Genomic DNA, 20,077 nt, shown 5'->3' with positions numbered 1-20,077 from the left:
ACCGGCGAACTCCGTCAGGAAAGGGGGGCCGGGGAGGGCGAGGCGCCCGCGCCGAGCGGTTCGGCCGAGCGGATCTCGAGGATCACCGACCCGTCCTCGACTAACGGATGCTTTACCATGTCGAGCCGCCATTGGGCAGCGGCTTTCGCGATCTCGTCCTCGTGCGTGCGCCCCTTCAGGAACCAGCGTGCGGCACCCGGTGCCAGATGCGGCGCGGTCATCGCGAGAAGCTCGTCCAGCGGGGCCAGCGCCCGGGCCGACACGGCGTCGACCTTGGCCAGCACCGCGCCGCAGCTTTCGATGCGGGCGGCATGCACGGTCGCGGGGAGCTGGAGCTCGCGCTGGACGGTGCGCAGGAAGGCGGCCTTCTTGGCGTTCGCCTCGATGAGGTCGACATGCCCGCCCTCGCGCTCGGCCATGAGGATCGCAAGGACGAGGCCCGGCAGGCCGGCGCCCGAGCCGATGTCGGCCCAGCGCAGGTGGCGTCGGGCCAACTGTCCGAGGATCAGCCCATCCTCGACATGGCGCGTCCAGATCTCGGGGACGGTCGCGGGCGAGACGAGGTTGATGCGCGCCTGCCACTGCCGCAGAAGCGCGACGAAGCGATCCAGCCGCTCCACGGTTTCACGTGAAACACCGTGCCGCGACAGGACGAGGGCACGCTCCTCCGTGAGCTTCGCCTCGGTCGCGGCCCGACCCATGCGCGGCTTGGAGGGCGCGGGCTTCTTCGCTTGCGCCTTCGAGGCGGGGGAGCGGTCGGCGAAGGGCTTGCGGCGTTCAGGCGGCCTGGACATGCGGCTCCGCTGGGGTCGGGCGCCCGAGGGCGACGAGGATCAGGGCAAGGGCTGCGGGCGTCATGCCGTCGATGCGCTCGGCCTCGGCCAGCGTCGCGGGACGGCGCGCCTCGAGCTTCTGGCGCAGCTCGTTGGACAGACCCTTGAGCGTTTCGAACGAGAAGCCCTCGGGGATGCGCCGGGCCTCGCCCTGCCGCAGCCGCGCCTCGTCGCGCCGCTGGCGTTCGAGATAGACGTCGTAGCCCGCCTCGATCGCGGTGCGCTCGCGCGTCTTCGCATCCACCGCACCCAGCTCCGGCCAGATCGCGACGAGGCGATCCCAACCGATGTCCGGCTGGGCGAGGAACAGCCAGGCCGAGCGGCGGCGTCCGTCCTGATTGACCGGCAGGCCGTGGCGCGCGGCCTCCGCCGGAGTGACGGTCAGGCTCTCCAGCAGCGCGCGCGCCTCGCGCAACCGGCTCTCGCTCGCCCCGAACACGGCGCGGCGGCGCGCATCGACGAGGCCCCATTCGAGGCCCATCGGCGTCAGGCGGCGGTCGGCATTGTCGGCGCGAAGCGACAGGCGGAACTCGGCGCGGCTCGTGAACATGCGATAGGGCTCGGTGACGCCGGTGCGCGTCAGGTCGTCCACCATCACGCCGAGATAGCCGTCGGCCCGGCCGATCACGGTCGGCTCGGCGCCGGAGGCCCGGCGCGCCGCGTTCAGTCCCGCGAGCAACCCCTGCGCCGCGGCCTCCTCGTAGCCCGTCGTGCCGTTGATCTGACCGGCAAGGAACAGACCCTGCGCCGCCCGCACCTCCAGCGAGCGCGAGAGCTCGCGCGGGTCGACATGGTCGTACTCGATCGCGTAGCCCGGCTGGAGGATGCGGACCTTGGCGAGGCCCGGCAGCGAACGCAGGAAGGCGTTCTGCACGTCGGCCGGCAGCGAGGTCGACAGGCCGTTCGGATAGACCGTCGCATCGTCCAGGCCTTCCGGCTCCAGGAAGACCTGGTGGCCGTCGCGGTCGCCGAACTTGACGATCTTATCCTCGATCGAGGGACAGTAGCGCGGACCCACCCCCTCGATCATGCCGCCGTAGAGGGCCGAGCGATGAAGGTTGTCGCGGATGATGCGGTGCGTCTCCGGCGTCGTGCGCGTGATGCCGCAGTCGATCTGCGGGTTGGAGATGGCATCGGTCAGGTAGGAGAAGGGCACCGGCTCGTCGTCGGGGCGCTGGCGCTCGAGGCTCGCCCAGTCGATCGTCGCTCCGTCGAGCCGGGCGGGCGTTCCGGTCTTGAGACGGCCGAGGCGCAGTCCCAGGCGCTCGAAGGTTTGCGACAGCCCGATCGAAGGCGCCTCATCGACCCGTCCTGCCGGGATCGTTTCGGAGCCGATATGGATCAGGCCGCGCAGGAATGTTCCGGTGGTGACCACGACGGCGCCACAAACAATGCGCCGACCATCGGCCAGAACAACACCCTCGACGCGGTGGTCCGCGCCCAGCACGAGATCGAAGGCATCGCCCTCGACGATCGCAAGGCCGGCCTGCGCGCGCACCGCCGCCTGGACGGCGGCGCGGTAGAGCTTGCGGTCGGCCTGCGTGCGGGGACCGTGGACGGCGGGACCCTTGGAGCGGTTGAGAAGGCGGAACTGGATGCCGCCGCGGTCGGCCGCCTCGCCCATGATGCCACCGAGCGCATCGATCTCGCGAACGAGGTGACCCTTGCCGATGCCGCCGATCGCCGGGTTGCAGCTCATGGCGCCGACGGTGGCGAAGCGGTGGGTGAGAAGGATCGTCCGTGCGCCCGTGCGGGCCGCGGCGCAGGCCGCCTCCACGCCCGCATGGCCGCCGCCGATCACCACGACGTCGGCGCGAGAAGCTGAATTGTCCGGTGTCATGGAACGGGGTTAAGCCGCAGCGGGCCGTCGGTGTCAATCGAGCGGCGTGCGGCTTTGCGGAATGCCTGGGCGGGGCGGCTCGCGCAGGCGCGCCATCGTGTAGGCGTCGACGAGTTCGCCGGCGCGCAGGATCGAGCGACGCTCGCAGCCTTCGGTCTCGAAGCCGCAGCTCTCGTAGAGGCGGATGGCGGGCGCGTTGTCGACGTTCACCGAGAGTTCGAGGCGCAGGAGGCCGAGCCAGTCGTCGGCGACCTCGATCGCGGCCATGAGCAGCTGGCGGCCGATGCCGCGCCCGGTGAAGTCATCGTGGACGCCCATGCCGATGCGCCCGACATGCGAGCGCCGACCCTGCTGTCGCCACAGGCCGAGATTGCCGACGATGCGCCCGTCCCATTCGGCGACCAGCGAGGTGATGTCGGCGCTGCCGTTGAAGATCCGCTTCCCGGCGGCGTCCACGCTCTCGAAGGGCAGGCGCAGCGTTCCGTGGCGGTAGCCCGGCAGGTTCATGAGGGCGGTGAGCTGCGCGACGTCGGCGGGCTCGGCGGCACGGACGAGGATGGGTAGATGTTCGCTCATTTGCCGACGCAGAATTCCGAGAAGATGACGCCGAGGAGATCCTCGACGCCGGTGCGACCCGTCAAGCTGCCAAGCCGATCGGCGGCGAGCCGCAGCGTCTCGGCGGCGACCTCGGGCGGCTGGTGCTCGGGATCGTAGGCGGCGAGGATCGCGGCGGTTTCGGCGAGCACGAGGCGGTGGCGCTCGCGCGTCGGCACGACCTCGGCGGGGTCGCCCGCCGCCTCGCGCGCAGCGTTCGAGATCCGTTCGAGAAGCGTGTCGAGCCCAAGGCCGGTGGCGGTCGACAGCGCGGGTTCGCCATGCGGGAGAGCCAGATCCGCCTTGGTGCGCAGGGGCCAGACCGGAGCCTGCGTATCCAATGCCTCGAAGGCGTGGCCGGGCTCGGCCAGCGACAGGACGAGATCGGCCTCGCCGATCGCCGCGCGTGCCCGCTCGATGCCGATGCGCTCCACCAGGCCGTCGGTCTCGCGCAGGCCGGCCGTGTCGGTGAGGATCACGACGGCGCCGCCGAGATCGAGACGCACCTCCACCAGATCGCGCGTCGTGCCCGCTTCCGGTGAGACGATCGCCGCCTCGCGCGCGCTGAGCGCATTCAGAAGGCTCGACTTGCCGGCGTTGGGCGCGCCGGCGATCGCCACGCGAAACCCCTCGCGCCCGATCTCGCCGCGCCGCGCGCCCCTGAGACGCCTTTCGATGTCGACGCGCAACGCCTCCACCTCGGACCGGACGCCCCGCGCCGCGCTTTCGCCGACATCCCCCTCGTCGGAGAAGTCGAACTCGGCCTCGATCAGGGCGCGGGCGCGCAAGAGGCGGCGGGCCCAGCCTTCCGCCAGATCGCGGAACTCGCCCGCACTCTGCCGGAAGGCGCGGCGGCGCTGCGTCTCGGTCTCGGCGGCCAGGAGATCGGCAAGCCCCTCGGCTTCCGTCAGGTCGATACGCCCGTTCGCAAAGGCGCGGCGCGTGAACTCGCCGGCTTCCGCCAGACGGATATCCGGCAGCGCCGTCAGGGCACTCAGCATGGCAGCCACCACGGCACGCCCGCCATGGAGGTGGAACTCGGCCAGGTCCTCGCCCGTGACGCTCGTGGGACCGGGAAAGAACAAAAGGAGACCGCGATCGATCGGCTCGCCCGCAACGTCGCGAAAGGTGCGCAGGGTCGCCCGGCGCGCCTCGGGCACCCCGCCCGCCAGTTGCTCCAGCGCCGCGCGCACGCGCCCGCCCGACAGGCGCAGAACGGCGATGCCGGCGGGAAGCGGACCCGACGAGAGCGCCGCGATCGTGTCGTCCAACGTCACGGCGCCTCGATGCGGATCGCCTTGGCGCCCGTCTGCAGGGTCTCGCGCCCGAGCGCCGCGAGCGTGTCAAGGTCGCCGAGGATGCGCAGGAACGGGTTGCCCGCGAGCGGGCCGGCCTTGGAGGCGAAGCTGACCGCGCCGTAGCCGAGCAGGATTTCGGTCTCCGACACGCCGCCGGGGTAGAGGATCATCTCGCCGGGCGCCGGGTGGGAGGTGGCGTCCTCGTAGCCGAGGCCGAAGTCGTGCGCGCCGAGCGGGATCCACACCGCCTCGCCCGACCAGCGCACGTGGATGACGCGCTCCCGATAGGGGAGCACCGCGCGCATCGCGGCGACCGTTCGCGGCGCGCGCTCGGGCGTGAAGCGGGCGGGAAAGGGCGTCTCGTCGATCACGACGCGGCAGTCGGGCTGAAGGAGCATCGGGGCGCTTTCGAACAGGTCCGGGCCCCGTTAGAGACCATTTCAAAAGCCCACCGGGTCGGCTCGCCGGGTCTCTCCGCCGTCCACCTCGTTGCCGAGCCTCACAGATGCCGCCGGCATCCGCTGCGTTCGGCGCCTCGTGGAGCGACCGAGATCCCTCGCCGATCCTCCGCGGGGACTTCAGAAACAGTCTCCTAGCACGGCTCAGCTCAAGGCGACGACATCGGCGTCGGTCGCGATGCGCAAGGCGTCGGGCACGGTCTCGAAGACGTGGAACGGCGTGCCGGCCGCCGCCCAGACGACGTCGAAGCCCATGAGCGTCCGGTCCATGTAGACGGGCAGGGGATGGGTGGAGCCCAAGGGCGCGACGCCGCCGATCGCAAAGCCCGTGCGCTCGCGCACGAAGTCGGCGTCGGGGCGCTCCACCGGCTCGCCAAGAAGCGCGGCGAGCTTCTTGGTATCCACCCGGTTCGCGCCCGACACGAGCAGCAGCACCGCGCGGTCGGTCTCGCTTGCGCGGAACACGAGGCTTTTCACGATCTGGCCGACCTCGACGTTGACGGCCTCGGCCGCCTCCTCCGCCGTGCGGGCGATCGTGGCGGTGCGAACGACGCGAAACGGCAGGGTGCGCGACAGGGCGGCGATCTCGACGCGGCGCACGGCGTCGGGCAGGTCTTCGGGCTCGCCGCTCATGCCGCCACCGCCTCGCCCGCCCACAGCCGCGCGACGGGCCCAACCGCGTTGTCGGGCTTGCTGTCGCCGATGAAGATCACGACCGGGCCGGGATCGCTTTTTGCGGGATCGTAGAAGTCGAGAAGCCTGGGGTAGCGCGTCTGCAGGAAGTCCGGCACGAGGCCGCGCTCGCGCAGCCAATGGTCGATCACCACCTGGTCGCCGTGGACCGAGTTCGGCACCGGCCCGCAGGAGCCCGGCTCCATCCAGCGCATCGGGTCGGCGGCGAAGCGCTCGTACAGGAAGGCGAGCTCGTCGCCCTGCCAGCGCAGGAGCGCACTCGACACACGGCCCTTCAGGAAATGGTCCTCCATCGCGGCGAGACCCGGCTCGGCGAGGGCCGAGGCGTCGCCCGCGAACACGGTGTCGAGGTCGCAGAGCAGCGTCGTGCCGGTCGTGAGACCCGGCCGGAAGGCCTCGAACTTCGCCCACCAGCGCGGCCAGTCGTGCCGCAGCACAACGGTTTCCACGCCCTCCACGGCCATGTCGAGGTCGGTGAGGCAGCGGATGCGGCCAAGACCGCGGATATGCGCCCGCGCGCCCCGCGCCAGCCGCTCCATCCACGAGGCGTCGTAGCGCCCCCCCGAACGCAGAACGGCGAGAAGCGTCAGCCCCTCGCCGTCATGTCTCGTCTCGTCCATGCCCAAACCCCGATCCCGTTGCGCCAGACATGGCGCGCCGAGGCCGAGGGGCGAGGGATCAGGTGTTCATCGAGTCGAAGAAGTCGCCGTTCGACTTGGTCTGCTTGAGCTTGTCGTTCAGGAACTCGATCGCATCGGTCGTGCCCATGGGCGCGAGGATGCGGCGCAGCACGAAGATCTTCTGCAGGTCCTGGCGCGGCACCAAGAGGTCCTCCTTGCGCGTGCCGCTCTTGAGGATATCCATCGCCGGGAAGATGCGCTTGTCGGCCACCTTGCGGTCGAGCACGAGCTCGGAGTTGCCGGTGCCCTTGAACTCCTCGAAGATCACTTCGTCCATACGCGAGCCCGTGTCGATCAGCGCGGTCGCGATGATGGTGAGCGAGCCGCCCTCCTCGATGTTGCGCGCCGCGCCGAAGAAGCGCTTGGGGCGCTGGAGCGCGTTGGCGTCGACACCGCCCGTCAGCACCTTGCCGCTCGAGGGCACGGTCGTGTTGTAGGCGCGGCCCAAGCGCGTGATGGAGTCCAGGAGGATCACGACGTCGCGGCCGTGCTCCACCAGGCGCTTGGCCTTTTCGATCACCATCTCGGCGACCTGCACGTGGCGCGTCGCCGGCTCGTCGAAGGTCGAGGAGACGACCTCGCCCTTCACCGAGCGCTGCATGTCGGTCACCTCCTCGGGGCGCTCGTCGATGAGCAGCACGATGAGGTAGCACTCGGGGTGGTTGGCGGTGATCGAGTGGGCGATGTTCTGGAGGAGAACCGTCTTGCCGGTGCGCGGCGGGGCGACGATCAGCGCGCGCTGGCCCTTTCCGAGCGGGGCGACGAGGTCGATCACGCGCGCCGACAGGTCCTTCTTCGTCGCGTCGAGATGCTCCATCTTGAAGCGCTCGTTCGGGTAGAGCGGCGTCAGGTTGTCGAAGTGGCTCTTGTGCCGGATCTTCTCGGGGTCGTCGAAGTTGATCGTGTTGACCTTGAGCAGCGCGAAGTAGCGCTCGCCGTCCTTCGGCCCGCGGATCGTGCCCTCCACCGTGTCGCCGGTCTTCAAAGAGAAGCGGCGGATCTGCGAGGGGCTGATGTAGATGTCGTCGGGACCGGGCAGGTAGTTGGCCTCCGGCGAGCGCAGGAAGCCGAAGCCGTCCTGCAGCACCTCGACCACGCCCTCGCCGATGATCTCGATCTCCTGCGCCGCCAGGCGCTTCAGGATCGCGAACAGAAGCTCCTGCTTGCGCAGGACGCTGGCGTTCTCGACCTCGTTCTCCTCCGCGAAGGCGACGAGGTCGGCCGGCGTCTTGTGCTTCAGGTCCTGGAGCTTGATCTCAGGCATTCGGATACTCCAACCCATCGTCCGCGCGAGGAGGAGACAGCGCGAAACAGGGACATGTCAGCGGGAAAGCAATCGGGCCGGTACGAACGCGTCAGACGGCTGCGATGAAGGTGGCCGGGCGGTCGCAGCGCAAGGCCGGACCAGACCCCAGCCGAAAGGCGGGATACGCCCCGACATATAGCCGCAGCCGCGCCGCGGCGCAAGCGGCGGCGCGCGGGGCCCTTGCGGGCCGTGGCGGGGCTACCGCCCCTCCAGGGCGAGCCACGGGTCTCGCCCGTCCTAACGGACCCGTCCGGGAATGACTTCCCAGACCCTTCATTCCTCTTGGACACTTTTCCAGCCTGCGGAAGGCCGCCGGCCCTCCGCAGGCTGGAACACTCGTCGGGAGAAGGGGGTGCAGGGGAATCATTCCCCTGCCGGGTCGAGGGCGGAGCCCCGTCTTGATCCGCGCCGTCCCGCTGCCTCAGACGCGCGCGCCGGCGGGGTGGATCTCGAGGCGGCGAAGCGCGTCGGCGACGATGTCGTCGGGGGCGCGCTCCACGGAGGCCTGAACGCCGTCCTCGTCGGCCGCCAGCGGCTCGAGCGTCGCGTACTGCGAGGTGAGAAGCGAGGCGGGCATGTAGGCGTGGGAGCGACCGGCGATGCGCTGGCCCACGAGGTCGGGCGTGCCGGACAGTTCCACGAAGCGCACCTGCGCCTCTGCCTCGCGCAGGATGTCGCGGTAGCGGCGCTTCAGGGCGGAGCAGGTCACGACGCAGTTCTCGCCCGAGGCGGCCTGCTCGGTGATCCAGTCGCGCATGAGGCGCAGCCAGGGCCAGCGGTCCTCGTCGGTGAGCGGCACGCCGGCGCGCATCTTCTCGACGTTGGCGGCGGGATGGAAGTCGTCGGCCTCGGCGAAGTGCCATCCGAGTTGCTGCGACAGGAGCTTGGCGATCGTGGTCTTGCCGACGCCGGAGGGTCCCATCACCACGAGACATACGGGACGCTTGGGCTGGGACGACGGCATCGGGAACTCCGGAGCGAAGAACGGGAGGGACGCCGCCTCCGGGCGGCATGGGCCAGAAGATCGCCCATCCCCGCCCGAAGTCCAGCGCAAGCGTCAGAACGGCTTCACGATCACCAGGATCACGATCAGCACCATGAGAACGGCGGGTACCTCGTTGACGATGCGCCAGTGACGCGACGATCGGGTGATCTCGCCGCGCTCGAAGCGCTTGCGCGAGGCCGACAGGTAGCCGTGCAGCCCGGTCATCAGCACCACGAGCGCGATCTTGGCGTGCAGCCAGCCGCCCTGGAAGCCGTAGACCTGGGACGCGAGCCACAGCCCGGCGACCCAGGTCAGCACCATGGCGGGGTTGATGATGCCGCGCATCAGGCGGCGCTCCATCACCGTGAAGGTGCGGGCCTCCGGCGCGTCGGCGCCAGCCTCGGTGTGGTAGACGAAGAGGCGCGGCAGGTAGAGCATGCCCGCCATCCAGGAGATCACCGCCACGACGTGCAGCGCGGTGATCCAGAGCTGAGCCTCGAGGGGCACGAACAGGAACAGAACCAGCGCCAGCGCGAGGCCGGCAAGCAGGACGACCGGGACCGAGCGATCCTTGGCGACGGCGGGTGAGGTGGCGGACATCGGGAACGCTTCCGAAGGAGACGGGAAGCTCTGCCCCTAGTCGAGAACCGCAGCGGGCGGCAAGACGGACAAAGGGACCGGGGGCGCTATTGGCGTTTGGTGGTGACGCGATCGAGTTCGTCGAGCTTGGAGCGCAGGAACTCCGGCAGATCGTCGTCGGTGCGGAAGCTGTGCGTATGGCTCAAGGCCTGTCGCACCTTGCCCTGCAGGCTCTGGTTGGTCAGCGTTCCGGAAAGCTCGCGCACGGCCCGTTCCTGCTTCTGTCTGGTCTGATCGTGCGGGTGTCTGGTCACGGCTAGACGCCTCCATCGCACCGGGATAGCGCACGGGACGCCTCTTGGTTCCCCCGTGCGACGACAAGTTGTCCCATGCTGTTGCGATCCAGCCTCACGCCAGCCTGTCGTGCCGCACGAGCTGGAGGAGGCGCTCCACATGCGCGATCGGCGCCTCGGGCGTGATGCCGTGGCCGAGGTTGAACACCAGCGGCCCGGCGCCGAGATGGTGGAGGATCGCCCGCACGCCGTCGTCCAGCGCCTGGCCGCCCGCGATCAGGCGCAAGGGGTCGAGATTGCCCTGGACGGCGCCGCCGCGCTGCAGCTCGCGCGCCTGCGCGAACGGGACGCCCCAGTCGAGGCCGAGCGCGTCGACGCCGGTTCCCTCGCGGTAGGCTTCGAGCATCGCGCCCGCGCCCTTGGGAAAGCCGATGATGCGCGCGCCGGGAACGCTGGCGCGCACGCGCTCCACGATGCGCCGCGTGGGGGCGATGCTCCAGCGCCGGAAGCTCGCGTCGTCGAGGACGCCGGCCCAGCTGTCGAAGATCTGGACGCAGTCGGCGCCCGCCTGGAGCTGGCGCACGAGATAGTCGGCGCTCATCTCGGCCAGAAGCGCGAGCAGCTCGTCCATGGCGTCCGGGTGTTCGTAGCCGAACAAGCGGGCGGGCGCCTGCGTGGGCGTGCCGTGCCCGGCGATCATGTAGGTCGCAACCGTCCAGGGCGCGCCGCAGAAGCCGATCAGCGCGGTCTCGGCCGGCAGCTCGGCGCGCAGGCGCGCGACCGTCGCGATCACGGGCGCCAGATGCGCGTCGGCGTGGCTCGGGTCGAGGTCGCGGATCTCGTGGACGGAGATGGGGTCCATCTGCGGACCCTCGCCCTGCACGAAGCGCACGTTGCGGTGCAGCGCGTCGGGGATGACGAGGATGTCGGAGAACAGGATCGAGGCGTCGAAACCGAAGCGCCGGATCGGCTGCAGCGTCACCTCGGTGGCGAGCGCCGGGTCGTAGCACAGGTCCAGGAACGATCCGGCCCGCGCCCGCGTCTCCCGGTATTCCGGGAGGTAGCGCCCGGCCTGACGCATCAGCCAGACCGGCGGAGGAAAGACGCTCTCGCCGCCCAGGACGCGCAGAAGGGCTCGTTCGGTCATCGCGGGTCCTCGAAGATTGGGAACGGCGCGAGGTCCGCTCGGCCCGGCGCCGCCGTTATCCCGGGGCGCCTCTTCAAAAAAGAAATCCCTTTAAAGAGGGATTCTGATTCTTAGAGTCGGTGGATAGCCGGAATTCACCGGCTCGATCAAACAAGGGCGCCGGCGCGCCGCGGCAACCCCTGCAGCCACCGCCGTTTTCCGCCGCTGTGCCCGTTGTCCACAAGCGTGCCCCCACAAGCCGTGGCGTCACGCATTTGGGGATGAATCGTCACGGACGCACAGGGCTGCCGCGACCCCCTGGGACAAGTCCCCCCTTTGTCCGCCTTCGCCCACAGGGGGGCCGGAATCACGGGCACAACAGGGGCCCGCGCTTGCGCTGGACCCCCGAATCGAGTCCGTGCGAGAGGAGCGGTCGAGCCGAACCCGTGGGAGGAATGACCCCTTGGCATCCGAGATCGTCCTGGCATCGGGCAGCGTCCATCGCCGTCACATGCTCGAAAACGCGGGTCTGCGCTTTTCGGTTCACGCCTCGCAGCTCGATGAGCGTGCGCTGGAGGCGCCGCTCAAGGACAGCGGCGCCACGCCCGACGCGGTGGCCGAGGTTCTCGCCGAGGCGAAGGCCGGCGAGGTGTCGGAGCGCTTTCCCCGGGCGCTCGTGATCGGCGCCGACCAGACGCTGGCGCTCGGCGACCAGACGCTGCACAAGCCCGCCGACATGGAGGCGGCGCGCCGCGCGCTTCTCCAGCTGCAGGGCCGCACGCACGAGCTCCACAGCGCGGTGGCGCTGGTGCGGGGCGGACAAACGCTGTGGCGCCACGTTTCCACCGCGCGCCTCACGATGCGCGAGCTGACGCCGGCCGAGATCGGACGCTACCTCGCGCTCGCGGGCGAGGCGGCGCTCGGCTCGGTCGGCGCCTATCAGATCGAGGGGCCGGGCATCCGCCTGATGAGCCGCGTCGAGGGCGACCTCTTCACGATCATCGGCCTGCCGCTGCTGCCGCTTCTGGCGGAGCTGCGCGCGATGGGCGAGATCGATGTCTGAGAGGCTCGCGGAGAGCCCGCGCGCCTTTGTGTGCGGCTGGCCGATCCACCATTCGCGCTCGCCGCTGATCCACGGCACCTGGCTGCGCGAGATGGGGCTCGGCGGCACCTACGAGCGCGTCGCGGTCGAGCCGGAGCGGGCGAACCTCTTCTTTCGCGAGCTGGCGGTTCGTGGCTGGGCGGGCGGCAACGTGACGATCCCGCACAAGGAGGCTGCGTTTGCCGCCGCCGACCGATGCGATGGCGCGGCCGAGGCCATCGGTGCCGTCAACACGCTCTGGTTCGAGGGCGGACGGCTCATCGGCGGCAACACCGATGCCTACGGCTTTTCGGCCAATCTCGACGAACGCCTGGCGGGCTGGCGCGATGCGACCCACGCGCTGGTTCTGGGCGCGGGCGGCGCGGCGCGGGGCGTCGTCCACGCGCTTCTGGACGCGGGGATCGGCCGCGTCACGGTGTCGAACCGCACGCCGCGCCGCGCCGAGGCGCTGGCGGACAGCTTCGGCGAGCGGGTGCGTGGGATCGGGCAGGAGGCGGAGGGCGCCGTTCTTTCCGCCGCGGACCTTCTCGTCAACACGCGGCCCGCCGCGCCGGACGAGGCCAATCCCGACCTCTCCGCCCTGCCCGACGGCGCGCTGGTCACCGACATCGTCTATGTGCCGCTGGAAACGCCGGTGCTGCGCGCGGCGCGCGCACGCGGGCTGCGCTGCGCCGACGGGCTCGGCATGCTTCTTCACCAGGCGGTGCCGGGCTTCGAGCGGTGGTTCGGGCGGCGTCCCGTCGTGACGGAAGCGCTGCGCGATCTCGTTCTCGCCGATATCGCCCGGCCATGATCCGCCTCGGTCTCACCGGCTCGATCGGCATGGGCAAGTCCACCACGGCCGCGATGTTTCGCGACGAGGGCCTGCCGGTCCACGATGCGGACGCCGCCGTCCACCAGCTCTACCGGGGCCGCGCGGCGCCACGGGTGGAGGCGCTGTTTCCAGGAGTTCTGGACGGGGACGGCGCGGTGGACCGGGCGCGGCTCGGCGCGCGCGTCCTCGGCGACCCGGCCGCGCTGAAGCGGCTCGAGGCGCTGGTTCACCCCATGGTGCGCGAGGAGGAGGCCGCCTTCCTGGCCGAGGCGGAGGCCGCCGGGGCGCCCGCCGCCGTTCTCGACATTCCGCTCCTGTTCGAAACCGGGGGCGAGAGCCGCGTCGACCGCGTCGTGGTGGTGTCGGCACCCGCAAGCGTCCAGCGCGAGCGCGTCCTGGCGCGTCCCGGCATGACCGTGGACCGCTTCGAGGCCATCCTCGCCCAGCAGATGCCGGACGCCGAGAAGCAGCGGCGCGCGGACTTCGTGGTGGAAACGGGCGAGGGGCTCGCCCACGCCCGCCGGCAGGTCGCCGCGATCGTGCGGCAGCTGCGCGGGGAAGGCGGGGCCGCCCTCAGCTCGTGAGGGCGGGCGTGCGGCGCTTGGCGGCCAGCACCCGGTCGAGATGGCCGAACATCCAGGCGCCCACCTGCGCCGACACGATCCGGTCCTGCGCGAGCGTCACGCTGGTGCGGCTGGAGTAGCGGTGGATCTCGTTGAGGGCGGCGAACGGCAGGCCCGGCAGGCCGGCGCCGCGCACGATGCGCCCCGACAGGGTGCGGTCCGTGGCCGCCTCGTTGATGACGCCGTCCGAGTCCGCCACTGTCCACGGCACGCCGCCCATGCCGCCGTGGGTGCAACGGAAGAAGTGCTCGACGTAGCGCGTGCGCGAGGCGTCCTCGGCGCCGCGCCCGCAATTGTCCCAGAAGGAGCGCGACAAGGAGGCCGGGTCGCGACGGGCGTGGAAGCAGGTGCGCACGTTGGCGGGCACGAGGTCGGCGGCCACCGTCAGTGACATGTCCACCGCGTCGAACAGGAGCAGCGCGTCGACGGCGTGTCCGTGGCGCCCGAGCTCGCGGCACAGGCGGATCGCCGCCGCGCCGCCCCGGCTGTAGCCCGCCACGACCACGCGCTCCACGCGTCGCGCCGTGGTGCGGTGAAGGTCGCCCTCCACCTCGCGTAGGATCTGCCGCGACAGCTGCCGCGTTTCCTGCCCGTCCATCGTGGGGCCGCGCAGGTAGTAGCTCTTGCCCCAGGAGCGCTCCCGCTGGAGGCGGCTGACGAAGCTTCTGGCGAACTGCGTGCGGTAGCTCGCGTTGTCGAGCGGTCCGGTCCCGTCGATTCCGGCATAAACGTCCAAGTCGGTTCTCCCGCTGGTTGCAGCTTGGCGGCGGGACAGGAACAGGACCGTGTGGCGATCCTGCGGCAGGCTTACGAATGGGCCGCAATCAGGCGAGGCCGTGGGCCGACACCATCCACACCGCCATGCCGACCATCATGACGTTTTCCAGAAGCGACACGAAGCCGAGCGGCACGTTCGAGTCGCCGCCCACGCAGGCGCACTTGAGCTCGCGCCGGTCGACGTAAACCGCCTTGAACACCGACACCGCGCCCACCGTGCCGATCGTCAGGGCGATCGGGACCGACAGCCAGTTCAACACGCCCGCCACCATCAGGACGCCCGCCAGCGCTTCCGCATAGGGGTAGATCCGCCCATAGGGCACCCAGCGCTGCGCCAGGAGGTCGTAGCCGAGGAACATCGTGGCGAAGCTGTCGACGTCGCGCAGCTTCTGGAGCGCGAGCAGCACCATCGCGAAGCCGACCGTCCATTCGGCGGCGCGCCCCGTGAGCGCCGTGCCGAAGGCCGAGACGCTCGCGGCCAGCGCCAGGGCGAGGCTGGCCGCAAACAGCCAGGCGACCGGGGCGTAGGTCACGGCCTTGGGGTCGCGCACCTTGAGCCCGAGATAGCGGCGCAGGTCGTCGTGGCCGCCGATCCGCGCGCCGTCGACGAAGATCTGCGGCGTCGTCTTCACGCCCTGCTCGTTCTTGAAGCGGTCGACCTCCTCGCGCGTGCGCAAGGGGCGGTCCTCCACCTCGAAGCCGTGCGAGCGCAGGAGATGCAGCGCTCGCAGGCCCCAAGGGCACACGTGCTTGTCCATGACCATGCGGTGGATCACGGCGTGGCGTCGGGTCGTGGCGGCGGCCTTCGGGGCGGAAGCGTCCAGCGTGGCGCTCATGGGACGGAGCCTTTCGCGGAGTGAACGGGAAGCGGCCGCACGGACCGGCGGGCGAGACATCCTCCAGCTTCATATGGTTTAGAAGGGGACCCGTTCCAATGCGAAGGCTTCGGGACGGACCGGAAAAGGGGTGCTCCCATGCGCGAGATCGTCTTCGACACCGAGACCACGGGCCTCGACTTCGAGGAGGACCGCGTCATCGAGATCGGCGGGGTGGAGTTGTGGAACCACATCCCGACCGGCCGGGAGTACCACTGGTTCGTGCGGCCGGCGGGCCGGCGCGTCGATCCGGCGGCGTTCGACATCCACGGCATCTCCGACGACTTCCTGAAGGACAAGCCGCTCTTTTCGGAGGTCGTCGAGGAGTTCGCGGCGGCCTTCGACGGGGCGACCCTGATCGCGCACAACGCGGCCTTCGACATCCGCTTCCTGAACGCCGAACTCGCCCGTCTCGGCCGACCCGCCATTCCGCCGGGCCTTGTGATCGACACGCTGCCGATGGCGCGGCGCAAGTTCCCGATGGCGCCCGCGACCCTCGACGCGCTCTGCTCGCGATTCCAGATCGACACCACCAAGCGCGACAAGCACGGGGCGCTCGTGGACTCCGAGCTTCTGGCGCAGGTTTATATCGAGCTGATCGGCGGGCGGCAGTCGGCGCTGCGCCTCGTGGCGGCAGGCGAGGACGACGACCGGGCCGCCGATCTCGGCGGGCACCGCGCCGCGCGCCGGCCGCAAGCCCTGCCCTCGCGCCTGACCGCCGAGGAGGACGCGGCCCATCGCCGCTTCGTGGAGAGCCTGGGCGAGGCCGCGCTCTGGCGCGCCCATCTGCCCGACCAGAACAACTGACGAGACGGGCGGGAACGCCGGTTCCCTAAGGGGGTGGAGCCACGCCCGCCGCGCTCGCTGCGCCTTCCCGCGCAGCCCGCGATCGTTTTGCGCGGTGCCTCGTGCCGGTGGTCATCGTCGCCACGACGACGCAGCGTCGAAGGGGAGGCCGCAGGGCGGACCGGTGCGGCCTCCGGCGGAAAGCGGCCGGCCCGTCACCGGCCGCCGCGATCGGCATCCGGGCGCGCGCGAAACCTCGAGCGGGCCCCGCGCGCGCGCCACCTGTCAGGCGTTGGTGACCGGCTGGACCTGCTGGCGCGCGCGCTCCTCGGCGACGCGCTGCTGGAACAGGGCGGCGAAGTCGATCGGGTCGATCATCAGCGGCGGGAAGCCCGCGTTGCGCGTGACGTCCGCCACGATCTGGCGCGCGAACGGGAACAGAAGACGCGGGCACTCGATGAACAGGAGCGGCAGCATGTGCTCCTGGGGAAAGTGCTCGAGACGGAACACGCCGCCATACTCGAGTTCCACGTGAAACAGCGTGTCGGCGCCCTCGCCGGCGCGCGCGTTCAGCGTCAGGCGCACGTCGTACTCGTTGTCGCCGCCCTGCACCGCGTTGGCGCCGACGTTGACGCCGATGTTGATGCCGGGCGCGCGGGTCTGGCCGCGCAACGAGGCGGGCGCCTTCGGGCTCTCGAACGAGAGATCCTTGATGTACTGGGCGAGGATGTTGAGGCTCGGGGCCGCGCCGTTGGCGGCGGTGGCGCCGTTGGCACCGTTGGGTTCGGTCTGCGACATGGGGGACTCCCGCTGTTGGCAAGCGCTAGCGACGCAGCGGCCCGGCGCCCGTTTCAAGAGGCTGCCGGGCTATCACGCAAGAGCGGGACCGGGCAAGCGAAGGCCCGAGGCATTTCGGGACGAAGCCTCGCCGGCGCCGCGAGGCCGCCTGCGTGCCGCCGTCCGAAACCCTCAGTGCCGGGTCGGCCCGTCACCGGTTTCGGGATCGCGCCAGGGCGAGCGCGGATCGCCTCCGAGCTCGCGTCGCTCGAAGTCCACCTCGGCCAGTTCGATGATCTCGGGGCCGCGGGCCGGCTGGGCCGGGCGAAAGCCCGAGCCGCGCACCACGACACGGCGGCGCAGGCTGCGCCAGATCGCGTCGCGCACCGGCGGCAGAAACAGGAGCAGGCCGGCGATGTCGGTCAGGAAGCCGGGAACCACCAGAAGAACGCCGGCCAGCGCGATCAGGGCACCGTGCACGATCTCGCGCTCCGGCACGCGGCCGGCTCGCGCTTCCGCCCGGGCGCGCCGGAGCGTCGAGAGCGTCTGCCGCTTCAGGAGCAGGAGACCCACCACGACGGAGGCGATCACGAGAAGCAGGGTCCAGCCGACGCCGATATGGCCGCCCACCCAGATGAACGTGCCGATCTCGGCCAGCGGCAGGATCAGGAAAAGGAAAGGCAGGAAGCGCAGCGGCATCGGGTCGCGAAGCTCGGTCGGCCGGGACAGGCTCCGTTTCCGGCCGCGTCCCGGCATTCCCGCGGCCAACTGGCAGATAGGACGCGCGTTCGTGAATTTGAATGCTGATGCGGCGCCCTCTATATGTCGAACGGATCATATCTTCTTGTAGGACGCTTGCAGGCTTCATGGGTTTTGGGACGATCTTCTTCATCGTGGTGGCGGCGATCGTCCTTTACCAGCTGCGCTCGGTTCTGGGCCGCCGGACCGGCAACGAGCGTCCGCCCTTCGATCCCTACTCGCGGCCGACCGAGGCGCAGCCGCCCGGCAACGTCGTGACGCTGCCCTCGCGCCGCGTGAATGGCCCGGAAGAGGCCGCGCCCGCGCCGGCCGCCTACGAGGCGATCGACGCCGTGTCGCCCGCTGGCACGCCGCTCAACACCGAGCTGCGCCGCATCCGCGACGCCGATCCCGCGTTCGATCCCCGCCAGTTCCTGGACGGCGCCAAGATCGCCTACGAGATGGTGGTCACCGCCTTTGCGGACGGCGACCGCAAGCTTCTCAAGAACCTCCTGTCGCCGGAGGTTTTCCAGGGCTTCGACCAATCGATCGCGGAACGCGAAGGCCGTTCGGAGCGCATGCAGTCCTCGTTCATCGGCATCAACGACGCGCGCATCGTCGCGGCCGAGCTGAAGGAGCGCGAGGCGCTGGTGACCGTGCGCATCGTGTCGCAGCTCATCTCCGCGACGCTGAAGGCCGACGGAACCGTGGTGGACGGCGATCCCGAGACCGTGGTCGAGGTGAAGGACGTCTGGACCTTCGGCCGCGACACGCGCTCGCGCGACCCGAACTGGCGCCTGGTGGAGACCGAGTCCGAGGACTGACCGTCCCGTGAGCGCCGTCCCGTTCCCGCCCGGCTGGGACCGGGGCGACCTGCGCCCGGCGCTGCGCGCGTTCCGCGTGGGCCCGGCGCTGCGCGGTGACGCGGAGGCCCGCCAGGCGGCGCAAGCGCTGGCCCCCGATCCCTCGCCGGGCGAGGCGCGCCGCTTCTTCGAGTGCTTCTTTCAGCCGGCCGCCACCGTGCCGGACGGTTTTCTCACCGGCTACTACGAACCCGAGCTTCCCGCCTCGCTGCGCCGCGAGGGTCCGTTCCGGTGGCCGCTCTACGCCCCGCCGGCCGATCTCGTGCGCCTGGAGGCGAGCGCGCCGGGCCTCGATCCGGATGCGCGCTTCGCCCGCCGCCGCCCGGACGGCGCCCTGGAGCCCTATCCCGACCGCGCCGCGATCGAGGCGGAACTGCTGGACGGCCGGGGCCTTGAGATCGCCTGGCTGCGTTCGCCGGTCGACCGCTTCTTCGTGCACGTCCAGGGCTCGGCGCGCCTCGTGCTGCCGGACGGCGCGGCCCTCAGGGTCGGGTTCGCCGCCAAGAACGGGCACCGCTTCACCGCGATCGGGCGCGTCCTCGTGGCGCGCGGCGAGCTGGCCCTGCCGGAGGCCGACATGGCCGGCATCCGGCGCTGGCTGGCGAGCCGGCCGCTGGAGGACGGCCTCGCGTTGATGCGCGAGAACCGGTCGTTCATCTTCTTTCGCGTGGTGGACGACATCGGCGACCGGGACGGGCCGGTCGGCGCGGCCGGCCTGCCGCTGACGCCGTTCGGCTCGCTCGCGGTGGACCCGCGCCACCACGCCTACGGCTCGCTTCTGTTTGTTCACGCGCCGACGCTGCGGATCGGGGCGCGCCCGTTCGGCCAGCTCCTGGTCGCGCAGGACACGGGCTCGGCGATCGTCGGCCCCGGCCGGGGCGACCTGTTCACCGGGTCGGGCGAGGCGGCCGGAACCCTGGCCGGCACCATCCGCCACCCTTGCGCGTTCACCGCGCTGCTGCCACGGGGAAGCGAGCGGAACGGGGACGACGGGTGAGAAAGCGGCGCGCGCTGACGGGCGAGGAGAAGCGGCTGTGGCGGGCGATCGCGCTCACCGCCAAGCCCATGCGCGGCCGCGCGCTGCCCGAAGCCGAGCCGGAGCCGGACGCCCCTGCCGCCATGACCGCGCCGCCGCCGGCACCCGCGCCCGCCAGCCCCGCCGCGCTGCGCGCGCTTCTGGCCGGTACGACCGCTTCCGCCCCCGCGCGCGGGTCCGCTTCGCCGCCCGCGCTTCACCCGATCGAGCGTCCGGTGCGCCGCAAGATCGGGCGCGGGCGCATTCCGCTGGAGGACCGGATCGACCTCCACGGCCAGACCGAGGCGAGCGCGCACGGCACGCTTCTGTTCTTTCTGCGCCGGGCGCAAGCCAACGGTCTGCGCATCGTTCTCGTGATCACGGGTCGCGGCGCCTCGCTCGGCTCCACCGGTTCGCTGAAGCGCGCGCTGCCGCACTGGTTCGCGACCGCCGACTTCCGTTCGCTCGTGTCGGGCTTCGAGCCGGCCGAGCGCGGCCATGGCGGCGAGGGCGCCTTTTACGTGCGCGTGCGCAAGCGCCCGGGCACGCCGTGACCCCGTTCGGCGAGAAGGTGCGCGAGCTGCGCCGCCAGAAGGGCGTGACGCAGAGCGAGATGGCGCAGGCGCTCGGCGTGTCGGGCGCCTACCTGTCGGCGCTGGAGCATGGCCGGCGCGGGCGCCCGACCTGGCAGCTCCTGCAGCGCATCATCGGCTATCTCAACGTCATCTGGGACGATGCCGAGGAGCTGGAGCGTCTCGCCGAGCTTTCGCATCCCAAGGTCAGCGTCGCCACGGGGGGCCTGCGACCCGACGCCACGGCGCTCGCCAATCGATTAGCCGAGACCATCGCGATCCTGTCCGAGGCGGACGTGCGCATGCTTCTGGAAACCCTGGAGGAGATGGCGACCCGCGCCGAGCGCGAACAGGCCGCGCGCCGCCGCCGATAGGGGTGGAAGGGGGCGGCGCCCGGCCGGCGCTCGCAGAGCCCGAAGCCCTCCGTTCGATGCACGGTCGAGGACTTTC

At 70.9% G+C, this 20,077-nt stretch carries 24 protein-coding genes; 8 read left to right on the top strand and 16 right to left on the bottom strand.

All coding sequences use genetic code 11. From position 1 onward, the window contains the following. Positions 1 to 14 precede the first annotated feature (14 nt). From rsmG to hemE, 12 genes are all read right to left on the bottom strand, one after another. Positions 15 to 794, bottom strand: coding sequence for a 16S rRNA (guanine(527)-N(7))-methyltransferase RsmG (rsmG, locus tag BLQ76_RS15630; RefSeq protein ID WP_090675137.1), 780 nt, complete (start codon positions 792 to 794; stop codon positions 15 to 17). Continuing rightward, complete coding sequence (gene mnmG, locus BLQ76_RS15625; RefSeq protein WP_090675134.1) at positions 778 to 2,673, bottom strand: tRNA uridine-5-carboxymethylaminomethyl(34) synthesis enzyme MnmG; 1,896 nt, start codon at positions 2,671 to 2,673, stop codon at positions 778 to 780. Before mnmG ends, rsmG begins: the two co-directional genes overlap by 17 nt. A gap of 33 nt (positions 2,674 to 2,706) precedes the next feature. After that, positions 2,707 to 3,249 carry a GNAT family N-acetyltransferase gene (locus BLQ76_RS15620; RefSeq protein WP_090675132.1) on the bottom strand — a complete coding sequence of 181 codons (543 nt, stop codon included), beginning with the start codon at positions 3,247 to 3,249 and terminating at the stop codon, positions 2,707 to 2,709. Continuing rightward, on the bottom strand, positions 3,246 to 4,544 hold the full coding sequence (mnmE, locus tag BLQ76_RS15615; RefSeq protein ID WP_090675130.1) for a tRNA uridine-5-carboxymethylaminomethyl(34) synthesis GTPase MnmE: 1,299 nt from the start codon (positions 4,542 to 4,544) through the stop codon (positions 3,246 to 3,248). Before mnmE ends, BLQ76_RS15620 begins: the two co-directional genes overlap by 4 nt. Beyond that, positions 4,541 to 4,963, bottom strand: a complete 423-nt coding sequence (locus BLQ76_RS15610; protein ID WP_090675128.1) for a DUF3830 family protein — start codon at positions 4,961 to 4,963, stop codon at positions 4,541 to 4,543. Before BLQ76_RS15610 ends, mnmE begins: the two co-directional genes overlap by 4 nt. Positions 4,964 to 5,167: 204 nt before the next feature. Then, complete coding sequence (locus BLQ76_RS15605; RefSeq protein ID WP_090675126.1) at positions 5,168 to 5,656, bottom strand: YbaK/EbsC family protein; 489 nt, start codon at positions 5,654 to 5,656, stop codon at positions 5,168 to 5,170. Further along, entirely contained in the window at positions 5,653 to 6,336 is a 684-nt protein-coding gene (locus BLQ76_RS15600; RefSeq protein ID WP_090675124.1) for a hypothetical protein, read from the bottom strand. Before BLQ76_RS15600 ends, BLQ76_RS15605 begins: the two co-directional genes overlap by 4 nt. A gap of 58 nt (positions 6,337 to 6,394) precedes the next feature. Continuing rightward, complete coding sequence (gene rho / locus BLQ76_RS15595) at positions 6,395 to 7,660, bottom strand: transcription termination factor Rho (RefSeq protein WP_090675122.1); 1,266 nt, start codon at positions 7,658 to 7,660, stop codon at positions 6,395 to 6,397. A 463-nt stretch (positions 7,661 to 8,123) separates the two neighbouring features. After that, complete coding sequence (locus tag BLQ76_RS15590) at positions 8,124 to 8,666, bottom strand: gluconokinase (RefSeq protein WP_244519672.1); 543 nt, start codon at positions 8,664 to 8,666, stop codon at positions 8,124 to 8,126. A 93-nt stretch (positions 8,667 to 8,759) separates the two neighbouring features. Further along, positions 8,760 to 9,287 (bottom strand): protoporphyrinogen oxidase HemJ, encoded by a 528-nt coding sequence (gene hemJ, locus BLQ76_RS15585; RefSeq protein ID WP_090675120.1) that lies wholly within the window; start codon positions 9,285 to 9,287, stop codon positions 8,760 to 8,762. Between the two features lie 86 nt (positions 9,288 to 9,373). Next, positions 9,374 to 9,532 carry a hypothetical protein gene (locus BLQ76_RS22160; protein WP_170842615.1) on the bottom strand — a complete coding sequence of 53 codons (159 nt, stop codon included), beginning with the start codon at positions 9,530 to 9,532 and terminating at the stop codon, positions 9,374 to 9,376. Between the two features lie 142 nt (positions 9,533 to 9,674). Further along, entirely contained in the window at positions 9,675 to 10,706 is a 1,032-nt protein-coding gene (gene hemE / locus BLQ76_RS15580; RefSeq protein WP_090675117.1) for a uroporphyrinogen decarboxylase, read from the bottom strand. A 442-nt stretch (positions 10,707 to 11,148) separates the two neighbouring features. On the opposite strand from hemE, the gene BLQ76_RS15575 reads away from it, so the two are divergent. From BLQ76_RS15575 to coaE, 3 genes are read left to right on the top strand one after another with little or no spacing between them, the layout of a single operon-like run. Further along, positions 11,149 to 11,748 (top strand): Maf-like protein, encoded by a 600-nt coding sequence (locus BLQ76_RS15575; protein ID WP_090675115.1) that lies wholly within the window; start codon positions 11,149 to 11,151, stop codon positions 11,746 to 11,748. After that, a complete protein-coding gene (locus BLQ76_RS15570; RefSeq protein ID WP_090675113.1) occupies positions 11,741 to 12,580 on the top strand; it encodes a shikimate dehydrogenase in 840 nt (279 codons plus the stop codon). The genes BLQ76_RS15575 and BLQ76_RS15570 overlap by 8 nt, the downstream gene beginning before the upstream one ends. Continuing rightward, positions 12,577 to 13,185, top strand: coding sequence for a dephospho-CoA kinase (gene coaE, locus BLQ76_RS15565; RefSeq protein WP_090675110.1), 609 nt, complete (start codon positions 12,577 to 12,579; stop codon positions 13,183 to 13,185). Before BLQ76_RS15570 ends, coaE begins: the two co-directional genes overlap by 4 nt. On the opposite strand, the gene BLQ76_RS15560 is transcribed toward coaE, so the two are convergent. Then, a complete protein-coding gene (locus BLQ76_RS15560) occupies positions 13,175 to 13,960 on the bottom strand; it encodes a hypothetical protein (RefSeq protein WP_090675108.1) in 786 nt (261 codons plus the stop codon). The genes coaE and BLQ76_RS15560 overlap by 11 nt on opposite strands. 88 nt (positions 13,961 to 14,048) lie before the next feature. Continuing rightward, positions 14,049 to 14,837 carry a MauE/DoxX family redox-associated membrane protein gene (locus BLQ76_RS15555; RefSeq protein WP_090675105.1) on the bottom strand — a complete coding sequence of 263 codons (789 nt, stop codon included), beginning with the start codon at positions 14,835 to 14,837 and terminating at the stop codon, positions 14,049 to 14,051. A 138-nt stretch (positions 14,838 to 14,975) separates the two neighbouring features. Between BLQ76_RS15555 and dnaQ the strand changes: the two genes are divergently transcribed. Further along, positions 14,976 to 15,683, top strand: coding sequence for a DNA polymerase III subunit epsilon (gene dnaQ, locus BLQ76_RS15550; RefSeq protein ID WP_090675103.1), 708 nt, complete (start codon positions 14,976 to 14,978; stop codon positions 15,681 to 15,683). Between the two features lie 264 nt (positions 15,684 to 15,947). Here dnaQ and secB read toward each other — a convergent pair whose 3' ends face one another. Both secB and BLQ76_RS15540 read right to left on the bottom strand, forming a co-directional pair. Continuing rightward, positions 15,948 to 16,460, bottom strand: a complete 513-nt coding sequence (gene secB / locus BLQ76_RS15545) for a protein-export chaperone SecB (RefSeq protein WP_090675100.1) — start codon at positions 16,458 to 16,460, stop codon at positions 15,948 to 15,950. 171 nt (positions 16,461 to 16,631) lie between these two features. Next, positions 16,632 to 17,138 (bottom strand): FxsA family protein, encoded by a 507-nt coding sequence (locus tag BLQ76_RS15540; RefSeq protein ID WP_090675365.1) that lies wholly within the window; start codon positions 17,136 to 17,138, stop codon positions 16,632 to 16,634. A gap of 167 nt (positions 17,139 to 17,305) precedes the next feature. Here BLQ76_RS15540 and BLQ76_RS15535 point away from each other — a divergent pair, with 167 nt between their 5' ends. From BLQ76_RS15535 to BLQ76_RS15520, 4 genes are read left to right on the top strand one after another with little or no spacing between them, the layout of a single operon-like run. Continuing rightward, entirely contained in the window at positions 17,306 to 18,001 is a 696-nt protein-coding gene (locus BLQ76_RS15535; RefSeq protein WP_090675097.1) for a Tim44/TimA family putative adaptor protein, read from the top strand. A gap of 7 nt (positions 18,002 to 18,008) precedes the next feature. Beyond that, a complete protein-coding gene (gene mltA, locus BLQ76_RS15530) occupies positions 18,009 to 19,037 on the top strand; it encodes a murein transglycosylase A (protein ID WP_090675094.1) in 1,029 nt (342 codons plus the stop codon). Then, positions 19,034 to 19,609 (top strand): Smr/MutS family protein, encoded by a 576-nt coding sequence (locus BLQ76_RS15525; protein WP_090675091.1) that lies wholly within the window; start codon positions 19,034 to 19,036, stop codon positions 19,607 to 19,609. The genes mltA and BLQ76_RS15525 overlap by 4 nt, the downstream gene beginning before the upstream one ends. Then, positions 19,606 to 20,001: a helix-turn-helix domain-containing protein gene (locus BLQ76_RS15520; protein WP_090675088.1), complete on the top strand. Its 396-nt coding sequence runs from the start codon at positions 19,606 to 19,608 to the stop codon at positions 19,999 to 20,001. The genes BLQ76_RS15525 and BLQ76_RS15520 overlap by 4 nt, the downstream gene beginning before the upstream one ends. Positions 20,002 to 20,077 lie beyond the last annotated feature (76 nt).

The organism is Aureimonas jatrophae, from assembly GCF_900104035.1.
Classification (GTDB): domain Bacteria; phylum Pseudomonadota; class Alphaproteobacteria; order Rhizobiales; family Rhizobiaceae; genus Aureimonas; species Aureimonas jatrophae.
This window is presented reverse-complemented; position numbering and strand designations above follow the sequence as displayed.